Annotated in this window: 16 protein-coding genes; 10 read left to right on the top strand and 6 right to left on the bottom strand. The window is 36.2% G+C overall.

Features of this window, described 5'->3' with window-relative positions; all coding sequences use genetic code 11:
* On the bottom strand, positions 1 to 334 hold a 334-nt coding region (locus M2419_RS27295), incomplete at its 3' end, for a hypothetical protein (protein WP_259256390.1).
* A 97-nt stretch (positions 335 to 431) separates the two neighbouring features.
* On the bottom strand, positions 432 to 743 hold the full coding sequence (locus M2419_RS27290) for an NUDIX domain-containing protein (protein WP_259256389.1): 312 nt from the start codon (positions 741 to 743) through the stop codon (positions 432 to 434).
* A gap of 113 nt (positions 744 to 856) precedes the next feature.
* Between M2419_RS27290 and M2419_RS27285 the strand changes: the two genes are divergently transcribed.
* The 3 genes from M2419_RS27285 to M2419_RS27275 all read left to right on the top strand — a co-directional run bounded on the left by M2419_RS27285 (position 857) and on the right by M2419_RS27275 (position 4,356).
* Positions 857 to 1,990, top strand: coding sequence for a hypothetical protein (locus M2419_RS27285; RefSeq protein ID WP_153845617.1), 1,134 nt, complete (start codon positions 857 to 859; stop codon positions 1,988 to 1,990).
* 48 nt (positions 1,991 to 2,038) lie between these two features.
* Positions 2,039 to 2,845: an AraC family transcriptional regulator gene (locus M2419_RS27280; RefSeq protein ID WP_153845618.1), complete on the top strand. Its 807-nt coding sequence runs from the start codon at positions 2,039 to 2,041 to the stop codon at positions 2,843 to 2,845.
* A 68-nt stretch (positions 2,846 to 2,913) separates the two neighbouring features.
* Complete coding sequence (locus M2419_RS27275) at positions 2,914 to 4,356, top strand: serine hydrolase (RefSeq protein WP_182332473.1); 1,443 nt, start codon at positions 2,914 to 2,916, stop codon at positions 4,354 to 4,356.
* 395 nt (positions 4,357 to 4,751) lie between these two features.
* On the opposite strand, the gene M2419_RS27270 is transcribed toward M2419_RS27275, so the two are convergent.
* Entirely contained in the window at positions 4,752 to 9,260 is a 4,509-nt protein-coding gene (locus M2419_RS27270) for an AAA domain-containing protein (RefSeq protein WP_259256388.1), read from the bottom strand.
* A gap of 132 nt (positions 9,261 to 9,392) precedes the next feature.
* Between M2419_RS27270 and M2419_RS27265 the strand changes: the two genes are divergently transcribed.
* Positions 9,393 to 9,566 (top strand): hypothetical protein, encoded by a 174-nt coding sequence (locus tag M2419_RS27265; protein ID WP_259256387.1) that lies wholly within the window; start codon positions 9,393 to 9,395, stop codon positions 9,564 to 9,566.
* Here M2419_RS27265 and M2419_RS27260 read toward each other — a convergent pair.
* Entirely contained in the window at positions 9,563 to 9,784 is a 222-nt protein-coding gene (locus tag M2419_RS27260; protein WP_259256386.1) for a hypothetical protein, read from the bottom strand. The genes M2419_RS27265 and M2419_RS27260 overlap by 4 nt on opposite strands.
* A 158-nt stretch (positions 9,785 to 9,942) precedes the next feature.
* Between M2419_RS27260 and M2419_RS27255 the strand changes: the two genes are divergently transcribed.
* From M2419_RS27255 to M2419_RS27245, 3 genes are all read left to right on the top strand, one after another.
* Positions 9,943 to 10,224: a hypothetical protein gene (locus tag M2419_RS27255; RefSeq protein WP_259256385.1), complete on the top strand. Its 282-nt coding sequence runs from the start codon at positions 9,943 to 9,945 to the stop codon at positions 10,222 to 10,224.
* Entirely contained in the window at positions 10,221 to 11,222 is a 1,002-nt protein-coding gene (locus M2419_RS27250) for a hypothetical protein (protein ID WP_259256383.1), read from the top strand. The genes M2419_RS27255 and M2419_RS27250 overlap by 4 nt, the downstream gene beginning before the upstream one ends.
* A gap of 242 nt (positions 11,223 to 11,464) precedes the next feature.
* The gene (locus M2419_RS27245) at positions 11,465 to 11,872 is read left to right on the top strand and encodes a hypothetical protein (protein WP_259256382.1); all 408 of its coding nucleotides are present in this window, start codon (positions 11,465 to 11,467) and stop codon (positions 11,870 to 11,872) included.
* 584 nt (positions 11,873 to 12,456) lie between these two features.
* Here the strand turns inward: M2419_RS27245 and M2419_RS27240 are convergent.
* Complete coding sequence (locus tag M2419_RS27240; RefSeq protein ID WP_259256381.1) at positions 12,457 to 12,807, bottom strand: helix-turn-helix domain-containing protein; 351 nt, start codon at positions 12,805 to 12,807, stop codon at positions 12,457 to 12,459.
* Between the two features lie 71 nt (positions 12,808 to 12,878).
* Here M2419_RS27240 and M2419_RS27235 point away from each other — a divergent pair, with 71 nt between their 5' ends.
* Positions 12,879 to 13,811, top strand: coding sequence for an NmrA/HSCARG family protein (locus tag M2419_RS27235; protein ID WP_259256380.1), 933 nt, complete (start codon positions 12,879 to 12,881; stop codon positions 13,809 to 13,811).
* A gap of 585 nt (positions 13,812 to 14,396) precedes the next feature.
* On the opposite strand, the gene M2419_RS27230 is transcribed toward M2419_RS27235, so the two are convergent.
* Entirely contained in the window at positions 14,397 to 14,729 is a 333-nt protein-coding gene (locus M2419_RS27230) for a helix-turn-helix domain-containing protein (protein ID WP_259256379.1), read from the bottom strand.
* A 488-nt stretch (positions 14,730 to 15,217) separates the two neighbouring features.
* On the opposite strand from M2419_RS27230, the gene M2419_RS27225 reads away from it, so the two are divergent.
* Positions 15,218 to 15,658: a nuclear transport factor 2 family protein gene (locus M2419_RS27225; protein ID WP_259256378.1), complete on the top strand. Its 441-nt coding sequence runs from the start codon at positions 15,218 to 15,220 to the stop codon at positions 15,656 to 15,658.
* 296 nt (positions 15,659 to 15,954) lie between these two features.
* Positions 15,955 to 16,509, top strand: coding sequence for a hypothetical protein (locus M2419_RS27220; protein ID WP_259256377.1), 555 nt, complete (start codon positions 15,955 to 15,957; stop codon positions 16,507 to 16,509).
* Positions 16,510 to 16,795 lie beyond the last annotated feature (286 nt).

Raw genomic sequence — 16,795 nt, 5'->3', positions numbered from 1 at the left:
CTTTTACAAGGAGAAAACGAACAGTCGCAATTCTTTCTTCTCCAGGCATTTGATCCTCGCCCTCAAAATTTATATCACCTATATAAGTCCGCTGTAATTTACCTTCTGACGTATATTCAAACACGTGATTGGGGCTATAACCTGAGATGATGCCTGTTTTTCGGCCGCCTTGCTCAGTAGGTATTAGCTTTATTCTTGCCTTGACTATCAATAATCCATATTGGTTGCTAAGCTCTTTTATGCTGGCGAGGGTGTATTTGTCATATGCCATTACGTCGAACACTTTTGACACGCCCGTATCCAACCATCGTTTATAGATAAGTTTGCTATTCATGAAGATGCAAAGTTCATTTTCTGAAAAATCTTTAAATATCATTTTGGACGTTTTTTAATCGAGTATATTGGATTATTTCTAAAACTCTTTGCGATCTCTAGCCTTTAAATTTCTCAATCAATTCTTTCGCAATAGGAATATCAGCGGGAGCAAGCTTCCAGCCTAATAGATCACTAACCTTTACCCATTCGAGCTGATCATGATCGGTAGATTCTGAAGCTACATTTTCGGTCTCACAAATGAAAGAGATCAATTCCCGACGCAGAGATTCTTCATCAGATTCACCATCCTCAACCTTACCTCCAGGGAACTCCCAATAGCCCCCTAAAGACTTTTCAGGTTTCCGTCGACAAATCAGAACAAAATTATTTTTGAATATAATCCCGCAAACAACTGTGATAAGATCCATTGTTATTGAGATTATAATCGTTAGACTAATCTGTTAGCGCTACTATTAGAAATTATGGTTATTTTCGTGACTCAGAAAACTGAACTACGGTTATTAAAATAAACTAATCCCCAATGAAAAAACTAACAATCTTATGCCTTACAATATTCATCACCGAATTTAGCTTTGCTCAAAACAGAGTCCTTGACAGCCTGGTTCAAAAAAATGGTTTTCCTTTCCAAATTGATAAAAACATCTCATTTCAGGGAAAAGGCTGGGATGTTTTGCTCAACGAAATCAAACAATCTAATTCCATTCTGTTGGGAGAAAATCATTTTACCAACGAAGTTCCTTATTTTACCAATGCTATGATCAATGAGGTTAAGTTTGACAATTACTTCATTGAGGTTGACCCTTATTCCGTAGGCATCATTGAAACCAAAATTAAATCTCTACCTGCTGAAAAGCTCAATTCTTTTGTTAAAGAATATAGTAGCAACTTTTCTTTTTTGGAGCACGAACCGGAATTTGATTTGGTTAAGGATTTAGCTAAACGCAATACCAAAATATATGGTGTAGAACAAATCAGCGTTTCTGCAGACCAAATGATCATTTCCAGTTTAAAGGAAGCTTCGAAAAATCAAAAAGCAATCGAGGTCTATGACCAAATGCTTCATAACTCCAAACTGGCAGCGTCTAAAGAGGGTCTTGAAAAATACTACCTGTTATCTGAAGATTGCCTTCAAAAGATAGATTTGTTGCTGAAGTTGAAATTGTCTGACAAAGAGCGAAAGGAAATTGAGGACCTTAAGCTAAGCAGAGAGATTTATACTAAAAGAAATCATCTCTTAAGGATTCAGCTGCTTAAAAACATCTTGTTAACCCAACTTCCCGATTGGAAAAATAAAAAAAATCTTTTCAAATTTGGTGCGAACCATCTTCCAAAAGGCGAAACGATATTAACAAAAACTGACATCTATGATATTGGTAACCTCATCTCTAATATTGAAGAGGCTAATTTTAGGAAATCGTTACATCTCATGATCGTTGGAAAGGGAGACAAAGATGATGACAGTAGTTTTAAATCTTTTCTGAATGTGGCAAAAGACGATCAATGGTACTGTTTTGACCTAAGACCTCTAAAGCAATCTATTTTGCAAAACAAACTGAAAGTAGATGATGTTTACTTATCGAGAGTTATCAAAGGCTATGACTGTCTTATCTATATCCCGAAAGTCACTAAAAGTAAAGAATTTTCGAAAGAATAGTGGTGTTACAAGGTTGTTGCAGTAGATTCAAAAAGACAAACATTAATAATGAAAGTGCAATTCTTCAAGCCTAAAAACGAGATTCTACAAAAATATATTGAAGGCTATTATTTTATGTCCGAAAATGAAGTATTAAAGTCCAATAGATATTGGACCTTCCCTACTAATTTTTGCCTTGTGACCATTTGCCAAGATGCTGATATTGTTTCTGAAAGAAGTAAAATTTCGATTCTACCATCTATCGAAACTCAACTTGGTTCTTATTGCTTTTATAATATTTCGATTCCTGTTGAGATTTTTTATGAAAAACCAAGAAATGAGCTGACTGTATATTTTAAACCAACAGGTATTCTTCATTTTTTGGATGATATTCAATTTGAAATTGGCAAAGACACAATCGATGATTTTCAACCTCATTCTGATTATTTGACTGAAATGGGAAAGATTCTAAAAATTGCAAATAGAGACAATCAAATCATTGCATTGGAGAATTATTGGTTATCAAAGTTCCATGATAAAGATTTTGAAATGCTGGATTATATTTTATCAGAGATTGAAAACGGTTCAAAAATCAATGACATCGCCAATAAATTAAATATCTCACGCCAATATTTTCATAAAATGTTTTTTAAGAATATAGGGAAATCTCCTTCTGATTACCGCAAAGCACATCGTTTTAAAAGTATTATCAAAAAGCATAAATCAGAGAAAAAGTTTATAGACCTCTCATTTGAAGGTTCGTATTTTGACCAACCTCATTTTAATAAAGATTTTAAGGTATTGACAGGCTTTAATCCCAGTTCATTTTTCAAAGAAGTAGACACAAAGGAGAGTAATCAGTGGCTTTTCGTATGATAGTTTACATTCTTACAATGTTTTTATGCCATTAAGAAATAGTTTTGTCATACTAAAAGCGTTGAAAAATGGAACATTTTAAAATAAACTTCCTGTTTACTGTATTCATATTATGTACGATGTGTACTCACTCAGTTTGGGCACAAAAACCAGACCTTAATGAAATAAAACAACAGTTAAAAGAACTCGAAAAAGAAAACTATTTGAGTGGCGTCATCCTCATTGCAAAGGATGGAAGACCAATATATAAAAAAGCGTTTGGGTTTGCTAATTTACCAGACCGTATCAAAAATAAAACAAACACAAAGTTCAATTTAGCTTCTATTAACAAGATGTTTACCGCAATGGCTATTATGCAATTGGTAGAATCCGGCAAAATCTCGTTTCAGGATAAAGTGGGCAAATATCTTACTGATTACCCGAACAAAGCTGTTGCCGACTCTGTAACTATTCATCAATTGTTAACGCACACTTCAGGAATGCATAGTTTTTGGGAAGAATATGACAAACTTGCAAAAGAAAAATTCAGAACAGTTTCTGATTACCTTCCATTGTTTGTTGATAAAAAATTAGCTTTTGCTCCCGGTTCTGATTTCCTGTACAGTAATTCTGGATATATGGTTTTAGGATTAATCATTGAAAAGTTGTCGGGTCAAAATTATTTCGATTACGTAAAAGAACATATCTATAAACCTGCAAAAATGACTAATACGGATGCTTACGAATTGGATAATGCTGTTCCAAATTTAGCTACTGGTTATACAATGTCATTGGAAGAGCCAGGGCAATGGAAGAACAATATTTTTTTAAATCCAACAAAAGGAACCCCTGCTGGTGGCGGCTATTCAACAGTCGACGATTTGTTGAATTTTGCCAACGTGTTGCAAAAGAATATTTTACTGAGCAAAGAAAGTATAACGCTTTGCACATCGGGTAAAGTGAAATATAGAGAAGGAATGTACGGATATGGATTTGAAGAAAGCATAATAAACGGGCATCGCATTATTGGACATACAGGTGGACACGATGGTATTGCGAGTGAAATAATGATATATCCGGATTTGGGCTATACAGTCGTTATTCTGACCAATGGAGAAGTCGAAAATTATTGGGAAGCGAGTAATCTAATAAAAAAACAATTAGTAGGTTCAACACCCTCAATTGACAATTTTTTCTACACCAAAGGTGCGATTAAGACTGTATGTGACAAAGGCTATGAAGCTGGTATTAAGGAAATCGAACAAAATTCAAAGAAATACGCTGTAAGAGAAAACCTTGTTGAAAGATATGCCTATAAGTTTTTGTTCGAGAAAAAAACCAATCAGGCAATAGATTTATTTAAATTAAATATTCATCTTTTCCCCAACTCAACCTATGGTTATTATTACATCAGTGAAGCTTACAGGGCTTCAGGTCAAAAACAAAAAGCGATTGAATATCTGAAGTTATACATTGAAAAAGAACCAGAGGACATTGATGCCAAATTAAAATATTCAATATTAATCAAGTAATATAGATCTTGTGGATTTGTTATCATAGCATTATGATGAGCGTATTGAAGAATGGTTTGAAAGCAATTCACAAGGAGCATATATTGACCTGGCTATGAATCCGTCTTTAAGGAGTCTACATTTCGGTATGCCCGCTTTAAATACTCATAGAGGATACAATTTATATAATAATTCAGTAGTATTCCGTAGTGAAACACTTTATTTAAACGAAATTTTGAGTGGACTTGACACTCTTTTTAAAGCATGTAAGTCCTATTGATTTAGATATAAACTCTATAATATTTAATTAATCAACAATAACATAGCTAACTAAAACCTTTCTTTCGGTTCACTATGAAATTTTGAGTCCACAAATATGCGTTGTTTTTTTGTATAGTTAGATCATCCATTCATTGCTAATTATCACTTATATTGATTCTCGTTGCCACATTTACATGGTTCCCTAAATTTGTCTCTTCCTCATCCTGTTGACGGATAAAATCAAGTAGTTGCCTCAATTCTCCATTGGCATCATCCCACCATTTAATTGACCATATCCTATGGAATATAAATCCATATCTTTCAAGTTGCTCCTGGCGGAAGCTGTCCCAGGCGTAAGCTTCAGGACTGTTATGATATTTCGCGCCATCACACTCTATTGCGATGAGTGGTTTGTGGTTTATTTTTGATTTTACAACGATATCAATCCGGAAACCGCCTACGGAATGCTGCTGTTCTATGCGATCTGCACCAATATGCTGTGCAAGTTGTTCAAATACTTCATCTTCAAATGGAGACTCAGACCCTAAGCTAAATTCCGCGGGTTCATACAGTTTGTCTGTACAATACTGACTCAACAACTGTAAAATGCCCTTTCGCAATTCGTCATTACCCTCACTTACCGCTTTCGCATAGGTAAAGTAAGCGTACATAATACCACGGCCTTTATTGCCCTTCTGTTGGATAAGATTTGGGTACTGACCAACATACTCCTGCGGGAAAGAAGTACATACATATACCTTTGACCGTGCTCGAGTGATGATTACGTTCAACATACGATGTCCTTTACCCTGTATAATCGGACCAAAGTTTTGGCTAAACGAGCCGTCGGCTTTTCGCCCAAATGTCGTTGAGAGAATGATAATATCGCGTTCGTCGCCCTGAATGTTTTCGAGATTTTTAACAAAGAATGAATCTCCCGCCTGCGCCATTAAGCTGTCAAATGCAGAATCGTTCTGGCGAACTGCACTCAGTTCCTCAAGGATCAAGTTGCGTTGATAAATATTGAAAGTAGCAACACCCACACTTGGAATACTATCTGTAGCATCCTTCATGATCTGTTGTAACAATTCGACCACTTTCAATGCCTCTTGCTTATTTACTTGTCCTTCATACAATCCGTCAATCTGTACGTATTCGATAGGAGTGTAGTGCTCCTTCGCCGGAACAGGCATTAACCTATTCCCGTAGAATGCATGATTGGAGAAGTCGATAAGATAAGGATGTTTCGAGCGATAATGGACTTTTAAATAAGATTCAACGAACCCTTTGTCTACAGCATAAGCTAGTAACGATTCGCTATCCGCAAGATTAAGCTGAGCAGCTTGCAGCGCAGTCCGATCAGAAAATTCATCTTCGGAATCTTCTATCTCATCATCAATCGGATCAAGTAGCGCTCCACTTCCCTCGAAGTAAGAAGAGGGAGCCATCTGGTGCTTATCACCGGAAACAATTTTTGCTTTTCCCCGGATCAGGGCCGCGTAAGTATCTTCGAGACGCAGCTGGCTGGCCTCATCGAATATGACCACATCAAAAATTCCTTCCTGTAGCGGCAAGATAGAACTGCAGACCGAAGGATTGACCAATAATACTGGAAAAAAATCAGTAAATAGTTCAAATTCTCTGTTCACAATAGTGCGGAGTGAATTGCGACGCATTCCCTTAGCTCCCTTTTTGTTAAACAAACTATTTATGTTGTGTCCTCTGGCTTTAAAATGTCCGACGGCTTCCGCTTGTTTTTCTGTCCATAAGGCAATAATGCTATTCAGCTGCGCATGGTTAAACTCTTGTTTTTGCTGTTGATATTGTTGTAGTTGGTAATCGCTTTTTGGCAATTCCTGTGGCTCATTTGTCGTGAGTATCCAATACAGATACCAGCATTCAAATGCTTCAGCCCAATGATCTTTAAGATGTATGGCGATTCTGGTAATAAGCCTTTGTTGCGCTCCGTCCACTGAAAGGAAAAATGATTTCCACTCATGATAGACACGGAAATCACTCATATGTTCACTGAACGTCGTGATGGTATGCTTAATCCTATCACAGAGGTCCCTTGCAGCCTGAAGACTTGTATACGGCAAAAATACACCATTCGTGATATTTCCCGTTACTTGGTTGCTTTCAATATCGTCAAAAGAGCTTTGTAGACTTTTATAGGCATCAGAACGACCAGCATAATAATCACGAAAATTATTAAAATACCTTAATTGAAAAGTTACTCTTTCAGTTAGATAGGGTACTACCTCAATCAACCCATTGATATCGGTTACAGGAGTCCTTGGAATGATATTATAATCAGCGATTAGCACTTGCTCCAAGCTATCCAATTTTTGAAGCAGGGGAGCTATTTGCGCTTTTAGTTCACTCAGTTCAGTATGAAAATGATGATTTGTAATATTAGTCAAATAGCTACTGATCGTAAGCGGGTATTGCTCTTTCCAAGTGGCTAGCTTTTGTCGGAGTTTATCAATATTGTTTAGGTAAATAGATAAATCACTTGTTTCCAAATGATCGTTATATTGATGTTCTATATAATATTTCTCAACATGGGCTGATCTTACCTGCGCGATGCGATTCTTTAATTCGATTCTCGTTTGTTTTATCTGTTTATGCTTTCCCGAGAATATACTTAATAAACTTGTTTTAAATCTTGCAACACTGCTATTATTTAATAGGTTATTACCATATTGAGCAATGCTTGATTCAGCGTAGGCAAGATAAGTTGATATTGCATTGCTTAGCGATGAATGATAGCTGCCGTAATGTTGTTGCAAAGCATCTTCATATTGCTTGAAAAATTGTTGCGCTTTAATCCGAACTGTTTGTAATCCTAAGACAATTTCGTTGATTCGCTGTTCCTGAGGAAAAGTGGATGGTAATACCTCTTCTTTAACTGAATCTCCAATACAAAAGGCTAAATAGGGCTTAAAATCCTGCTGCATTATTGCGGGGATGCCACTCAAAAAATCATCAACCCACTGCTTTCCACTTACTTGAAGTTCAGTAATAACCTGTTCAATTGTTGGTATCTGTTTATGAGCGTATGCAATAAAATCTTCAATTCTTACGCGTGATGGCCCAACCTGTTGATCTAAAAATAGATCGTCTATCAATGGTTTAAATATGGGATGGACCTGATGCGATTGCTTAAATAAATTATGGCTATGTTTTAAAACAGCAAGTGTCCTTTCTAGTTCTGTGTGATCCTGAGCAAAATTAAAATCTTGTTTCGGTATAATATTCTTAAGCGGTACCTCATTAAAGTTTTTTAATAAAGCCAAATACCGTCCTACGATCTGCGACCAACTCTTATCGCCGTAGACCGATTGAGCTAAGGCAGCATGCTGTGCGTTAATAAGTTCAGCTGATTCCTTGAGTTTTGATTTTATCGTATCATATTGGTTTTGAGCTTGCCTTACTGAAATATAAAAAGGAACCCCGATCTGACGATCTCTGACAGAATCTACGATCGCTTCACGCGCATCGTTTACATCATCAATTACACCTACTAAAGCGCCGATCTGAGGATTCGTACGTTCGATATTTGCTTTAATAACATCAAGTGCTGTTTTCTTTTCGCAAACGACAAGACATTTCAGTCCATTAGCAAGTGCATTTGTTATCAGTGCAGTTAATGATTGACTTTTTCCCGTACCTGGGGGGCCTTGTATTATTTGATTCGGTTCATTTCCAAGAGCACTTATTATTGCCTGTTGGCTTGGGTCTGTATCTACGGCACTGAAAGGTGTTGTCGATAAGCTTTCCACTTTAAGCTCATCAAATTCAAAGGCATCGAAGCGATCCAATAAACGGGAGATGTCGGTGATAATACTTTCTTTTTGCGCTCTGAACAAACCAAAAACACCGCCAAAATGAATGTAAGCTTTATTATTGGCGATAGCATCTATCTGGGATGCTTCGGGTAATACATTTATAGCTGTTTCAAAATTTTTGCTTAGCACCTCGAGTATCTGTTCTTTACTATTCGAATTGAGTGCTTCCAGTACTTCTGCACAAGCGTTCACTAGTTCGCTGCTATCAATCAGAGCGTCCTCTAAGGCTTCATTGGCCAGATTGGGGAGTGTAATGTCATCTTCACTTTTAATAAAAGAAAGGAGGACCTCATTGATACTAATCGGGTGAATATCTGAATCCACTATTTTTCCATTCGCTTGAACCACTTTATTGCGCAAAAACGACCATTCATTGACTTTGTTTTTAGATTTAACGGCCTCTAGTTGCCAAATAAATAATGGAGCTTTTATGATTTTCGAAGGGTCTTTTGAAGATCTTTTTATAAGTATAGGATAGCCGAATCCGAGGGTCTTCATCCCATGTTCTTTAAAATAATCTTCATTTTCAATGATGATGGAGTTTAGTCGTTTAGAAATTACGGTCAGTTTCTTTTGAGTTTCCGCATCTTTTTCATTGAGGTCTATCGTATCAAATGAAATCTTAAATTCAAAATTTGCTTTGGTCAACAAAGTATCCAAAAATGATTTGGCGAGACCATCCTCAATTAGGTCGAGCTGCTGCAGGTCTAACCGTGTGGCCAACCGTCCTGGCAATGCATTTAAATGAATAGAACGGGCGTTACCGCCTTTTAATTTACTTTGTAAAGATTGCAGGAAAATCTTCGATGACATAATTTTAATATTTGTATTTATCCTAATATACAAATATTCGGTATAATCAGCAATGGAATCAAATTACCTAACCAAAGCCGGTGAGCATTCTAATTAGACGCCTTTCCTAAATTTAAATAACCATCAGCATGCATGTCCTGTAATACCATAAAAGGCTCATTGAGTCAGGAGAGTTTCCGAGAGGTAATTGAGGGCTTTATCCGTTCACTCGATAGAGACACCACACAATACAAGTTTGCAAAGCGTTATGGATTACTCCAGGAAAAGGAGGTGGTTGTTAGGTTTTACTTTGAGGAGATTGGTTAGTTTGAGCTTAACTTATCGCATTCGTCATAAAAAACATCCCTAACCTCTTGTGGAATTTTTTTGAACTTTGGAGCTTCATTAAAATACCCATTTAATGACGATACATATTTATCCATTTTCGAAAACGGTAGATCATTTAAATTTTTAAAGAAGTCTTTAAAATGATCCGTTGTGTTTTGGTAAGCGACTTCAAGTTGCTCTTTATTTATTTTTTTCATTTTACAAATATAACTACTTAGTTATGACTATTTATTGTATGGTACAATCCTAATACTTCACCACCATATCAACCCAATACACTTTTGTGTAGAACTTCCCCATCAACTTCATTCTCACCTTTAATTTTAGTTATCTTATCAGCTAATTATATTGCCAAGTGAAAAGATATTTAGTATTTATTGCGCTGCTAGGGCTAGGCTTTGGCGCGTGCAAGAAGGAGGAAACCGTAAAGCCTAAAGAGGAGACTATCTTAATTGATGGAGAAGAGTACGGAAAGGATTTCGTTTACACTACAACCGCAAAAATTCTTGCGCAACCGAAAGATAGTATTTACTACAATCGCGAAACCCATACTCTTAACATTGATTACCTTAATTTCAAAATGGATATGGAGATGTTTGCTACTGATTTAAGAAACGCTAAAGCAGGAAAATTATGAGAATTGTAAAATTACTAGTTGTAGTACTTTTAACAATACTATTTAACCCTGGTATTGCACAAATTATAAAATTTGGAAATTTAAATTACAGCCATGTACCTATTGTTAATGGGGATGTAATGATTAACTGGGGAGCTCCTACTCCAATGAAGATTAATATTACATTTACAAGGCCTAGTATAGAACCCTGGGTTAGCAAGCCTATTAAAGGAGAATTAGTTCTTTTCTATGATACAAATGGAAATAGATACGATCTTTTATCGACCACTTTTACAACTTCAGATTGGGATGCAGGCTCTTTTGTATCACATGTTATCAATAGAGACGTAACTTTTCCCGCTAATGTTTTGAATGGATTCAATGGTTATCTCAATGTGTATGCTAAATATAGATATTACAGAGATAAATATCCAGACCCTGAAAATACAGATGGATGGACTGATTGGATTGCTATACCAGGTTATCAGCGATTCGCTTTAGCTCCATATACTATTCCAGTGACTTCATTTGAAGGACCAGAAATGATTTGTAACGAAGGTATTTATACTATAACCAATCCATACGCTATTTCTTTGGTGGATGCTGCAGGTGTAGCTACATTGACTGACATGGGCCAAAACAAATGGAAGGTAACAAATGTTAGTGGAGGAGGTTCAGCCAAGACCGTAAAATTAAGATCCACATCTTCAACTAAAACTTTTGATAAGGATATCATTATTGGTGGAGGTTATGTGACGGCAGTTCAAGGTCCATCTAGTGGACATGGTGGAGAAACTTTTGAATTTACAATGGAGTATATTGGACAAGGAACCATTAAATGGAAGTGCAATTCGCCTTTGGTTGATATGTCTTTCGGTACTACAGGTCCCAATCTGTTCATCCAAACGGCAGAACTTTTACGAAATCAAAAAAATCAAGAGGTTATAATTGAAGGTATTTTTACAAGTACTTGTGGAGTAGTAACCCAAATTAATAAAAGACTGATACTAAATCCGTAACAAAATTAAAAGCCTAGACCAAAATCTAGGCTTTTACTATTATTTGCCTGTCCCTAACAGCTTGGGCAAATAGTCTAATGCCAAAGGATCTCTGACTTTGAAATATTTTTCCGCATTCTCAGGAATCCATCTCCCAGATAGCAAGACCAGAATTAGGAGACACGCTCTATAGTATTACAAAAGGAAATTATAACCAAACTGTAAGTCAAACTTTAGACCCTTTGTCACTCCAATTAGATTTCATGAATAAGATTGGGAGCAATAATAATAGTAATTTCTTTATAACTGGCGGAATTGATTTTGGATTGGTAAATGTGAAAATTAAAAAATCTTACAATCTTGATACCGTGGCACATTGGCGAACTTCCCAGCCGAACACAATAAAACAATTCAACATGTGTGGATCAACAAGGTTTCCTCCATCTATTGAATATCAAAAAGCTGTTTCTAACGTGAGTTTTGGCTTTATGTGGATTTTAAACGCTAAGGATGTTAATATAAAGGCACATTTGACTGCAGGTATAAGTAAATATTCAAACCTCATTTTTATAAGGCAGAGCCAATCGGGATCGATAAACTATCAATTTAATCAGAAAATGATATTTATCTTCAGCTTAGACTTTTTGCTACTTATATGCCTGCAGGTATAAGTTTTGGAATGGAATCCTTTTATCGTCGCCATTCAATTCCATCATTTAATTTCACACTTTCGAAAGCTTTTGATATAAGAGGTTTTACAAAGAATTTCACGCCAGTTTCAGGACTTAGTATGTCACAAAGATAGAACTAGGAAATTTGATGTATTATAGATACCAAACTTTAATTCCCTATGCAAGGATTTACTCTTTCGTTAATAGAAGTCGGATTTGAACAACATTTTCAAGAAAATGAACAAGTATAATTCCAAATAGTCTTACGAGCTTTAAAGTAGATCGAAGCCCAAAGCAGATAACCAGTGTCGAAGTCATAATTTTTCTCATTGTATTTTATTTGCTAATAAAAATAGTAAATAAGATTTTCCGACAATGCAAAATTCCTATTTTTTCATCTTTTAATACGGATAGCATCTATTTCAAAATAAATAACAAAAAGCAAAGAGATAACATAGCACATCTTTGATGTAAAGCCCGCAGGTACGAGGACTTGCAACGGAAAGCGCGGTGCCAGTAGGCACATGCCCATAAAAAATCTCTGATAAGTATTACACCTATCAGGGAGCATATAATGGATTACATTAATCCTCTTTTATCTTATTTCGATGGTTCTTACCCCAATCAATCATTTCAGCGATCATGTTGTGTAAGGTATCACAGTAGGAAGTAGTCGTATATTCAACGCTAGGGGGAGAGGTGTCATAAACCTTGCGTAGCACCAGCTTATTCAGCTCCAGTTCTTTAAGTTCTTTAGATAAAACTTTAGTAGTAATTCCACCAACGCTCCGCTGTATGTCGCGAAAGCGAGTATTCCCTTCGTGGACAGCAACCAGTATAGGCAGCTTCCACTTCCCATTTATCACATATAGCGTATCCTGCAAATGTCGTATCTGCTGGTCAGTCGTTGCTTTATCGTTTTGTATATCTGGCATCCTTTAGGTAACTGGTATATTTTATAAACCAATTACATCGTAAATTTACAAAAAAATATGATCGAACAGATATGAACAATAAACCATTAATACTAGTAGCAGGTGCCACCGGAACACAGGGTGGAGCAGTTGTAGAAGCATTATTAGCTAAAAACATTGCGGTAAGGGCAATCGTCAGAGATAAAAACAGTAAAGCAGCAAAAGCATTAGCTGAAAAAAACGTAGAACTCATAGAAGCTACATTCGATGACCCACAAAGTTTGACCAATGCAGCTAAAGGTGCAACGGGTGTGTTTTCTGTACAAATGGGAAGCCATCCAGGAAACAAGGGTGAGGAAACGCGCCACGCAAATAATCTCATTGCAGCCTCGAAAGCCGCAGGAATACAACAGATCGTACATACTTCAGTTGCACGTGCCGGAGATCATGCAAACTTTGTCGACTGGGACAAGGGCGTTTGGGAGCCATTGTACTGGGAAGAAAAAGCCGCAGCGATTGAGACTGTTAAGGCAGCAGGCTTTACCTACTGGACAATCATCAAACCGCCTTTTATCATGATCAATTTACTTCCGCCTATGACTGACGTGATGTTCCCTACCATTTCACAAGGAAAAATAATAACTCCGATTGCTCCGGAAACAAAAATAGATTGGGTTTCTCCTAATGATATAGGACGTTTCGCTGCAGAAGCATTCGTACAGCCGGAGAAATTTAACCGAAAAGAATTTGCCATCACAGGTGATAAATTAACGATGACAGAAGTTGCTGAGGTGCTGTCCTCTGTTGTGGGCAAACGATTTGAGGCCATCAGTCAAACCGAAAAAGAAGCCCTCGCCAGCGGTTTGTTTAAATATGGTATCGATTCCTATCTCTGGAAAAATGCTGAAGGTTATCAGGTAGATCCTCAGGAAATTTCAGACTTTGGCATTCAGCCCGAATCGCTCAAAACATTCTTAGAACGTAATAAAGAGCAACTTCAAACAATTTATAGTGAATTAAAATAAAACTATAGACAAATTGCTTTGGGTATAGATTGTCGCGACTTTGATCCGACGATCTATTACTGCTTAGTTTTGCTCACGCGTACTTTTGAAGTTGTGATGTAGCGATTACAATATTGTAGTTAAACTAACGCTTTCCAATGAAGAGCTAAGATAAGACGAGAAATTTCCTTAATTGGTAAGATGGTCTTACGCTATATAGACTATCAAAAACATACTAGTAGCATTCCTGCGTCAGTAAAACAGACTCACAGGCATATTGCTTTTTTTCAGAGAAAATAAAACAAAATATAATTAACAGCTTTTTTAAACGGAAACCAGGCCCTACATTTTAATGCTGATAGTTCATATATCCGGACCTAAGATTTCCGAATTGTGGCAGATCATTCCTTACAGGGAAAAAGGCCGTCATAGAAAGCGTTTTAGGTATCCTGGAATTTCCCTTTTTGTTGATTCTAATCTTCCAGATATGTGCGCCTAACTGGTTCTCGATTCTCAAAAAATAATAGCAGAGACGAAATTCCACAAATACTTCCTGACAATCTGCCCCAATGCTTTTTCGCCTGAAGAAGTATCAAATATTAACATTTACTCCCTTTTACCACCGGAAGACCTTTCGCTCTTTATTTTCGCCCTGTGCTGGATTCCCCATCTGGTCATTGCGCCAACAAGTTCTTCAAGTGTATGACTGTACGGTAGCAGCTCGTATTCGATCAGTACGGGATAGCCCACAGATACTTTTTTAACGATAAAACCATTAAGCTCAAGTTCCTTGAGCTCACTTGACAGTACCCTTGCGGAAATACCTTTGACCTGTTTTTGCAGTTCACTGAAACGGTTGTTTCCCCTTGCCATGGCGATGATGATCATCAGTTTCCATTTTCCACCGACTACGTACAGAGTATCACTGACTGCATTCATTATGGTGTGGCATTCATCCGTGAACTCCTTGTTTTCCGCATTTATTTGACCAGGTTGTTTCATTTCCATGCTGTTAATTATTTAAATATTAGCAAATAACCTTTTAGTAACTGCTAATAAATTGTAAGCAAATTTACCATAATTCTTCCATATAGTCCTTTTAAAGTAGCCCAATAAATCTTAGCCTCTGACACCTTTGGAAAGGCTTTATAACCGTTTTATTACACTCAGTGCCATAATCAAAGCTTTTTTATAACCTATTTATTAGCCACTAACCTTTAGGTAACAAGTCATGAAATAAGACCCGATATGATCTACTTTTGAACCATCAGACAGTAAAAACGATAAAAGTCTAAATGATGCGCAATCATTAAAAACAAAGAAAAGGAACCGATCTAAAATGAAAGTATAACACCTTTTCTGAAGAGAAAAAATTGAATTTAAAAATCATACGAAAACAAATTTTATAACAATAAATACAATTCATTATGACATTAGAAATTTTAAAAGAAAAACAGGAGCTGAGAGATCTAATCGACAATTATGCCTATTTGAGCGATGAGTGGAAAATTGCAGAGGTCATGCAGCTGTTTGCAGAGGACGTGACTTATAAGGTCTATATGGGCGGAAATCTGGTTGCCGACGTATCGGGAAGGGATAATATGGAGCGGGATTTCAATATGCATGCAGCGCAGGTCAAGACCTATTTTACCATAAACGGACAGCATACGGTCAATATCGACGGTGATACGGCGAGCGGTATATCATTCAGCCAGATCAAGATGGTAAGGGAAGTAGAAGGGAAGAATATCTTGTCGGACTACAGCGTAAAATGCGAGGATTACTATGTTAAACGTGAGGGGAAATGGGTGATCAAAAATAGAGTGGGGCATTTTTTGATCATTGAATCAAGACCGCTAAATGGATAGCAATCATTATAAGCCCAAACATTAAACACTAAAAACATGTCCCTGCCCAGAATAGATAAAAATTTCTTGCACAATGTACCAAGGCCGGTGCAGGGACATTAAATAAACACAAACAATTAGATCAAGACATCAAGACTATAAAAATAGGTTAAGAATTAATGTATATTATTAAAGCTTGATAAAACTGGGAAGTACAGTAATAATAGATTTTAGTGCTCCTTAAGAGAATAGTTTCCATTTGACAAATTCTTATATTTGAATTTTATAATCAAAAGAATTAAAAATTTTGTATTAAAATGACAATTGGACAAATAAAGCAATCCCTAGGTTCTTTACTTGAAGATGCAGGTGATGCTGAGACTTTTTTAGAGAACAATCCAGAATCACAATTTGCTAGAAGAACTTATATTAGAAGCATTTTTTCTTGCATTGAAGGAACTATTTCAATTCTAAAAGATGTATGTCTCAAAGCGAAACCTCAAGAGGGAAAAAGATATATATCCATTGAAGAATTTGTTTTGCTTAAGGAGGCGTCGTATGAGCTAGGAAATAATGGTAAGGCAAAAACTACAACTAAATTTTTAAAACTTACCGATAATATTAAATTCACATTCAATATACTAAACAGATTATTTAATTCCGAAATCGACCTAAAACTCGGCAAAAAAGAATGGAGTAATCTTCTCGAATCTATTGAAGTAAGAAATAGAATAACCCATCCCAAAAATTCCAATTCATTTACTATTACAGATGAAGAAATAACAAAATGTAAGGATACAATTAGTTGGTTTAATGACTTAAGTCACCAAACTTTCTTATCTTTTGTAAAAAGTTCATCTAAAAATAAATAAAGATTAAATAATAACTTCTTAATAAAAGGATGTCCCCAAAAGCATTGCTAAACTGATATTTTAATATTTGGTGTTTATATTACCGGTCAGATCAAGATATATTCTTCACTTTCTTAGATTTAGCCAAAAAATGTTTTGGCTAGCCTTGATACTCAAAATGAAGCTCTACTTTTTGTTACCTCATCATCGTAATTGGTAAACTCAATATCCGTAGTTTTCCCGTAAAAGTAACTAGGAAAGGTCTTTAGTAAATTATCTTTTGCGGTCATAAAATAACAGAAATTAT

The sequence above is a fragment of the Sphingobacterium sp. BIGb0116 genome (assembly GCF_024808035.1).
Taxonomy (GTDB): domain Bacteria; phylum Bacteroidota; class Bacteroidia; order Sphingobacteriales; family Sphingobacteriaceae; genus Sphingobacterium; species Sphingobacterium paramultivorum.
Note: the sequence above shows the minus strand (reverse complement) of the source record. Positions and strands in the feature narration are given on the sequence as shown.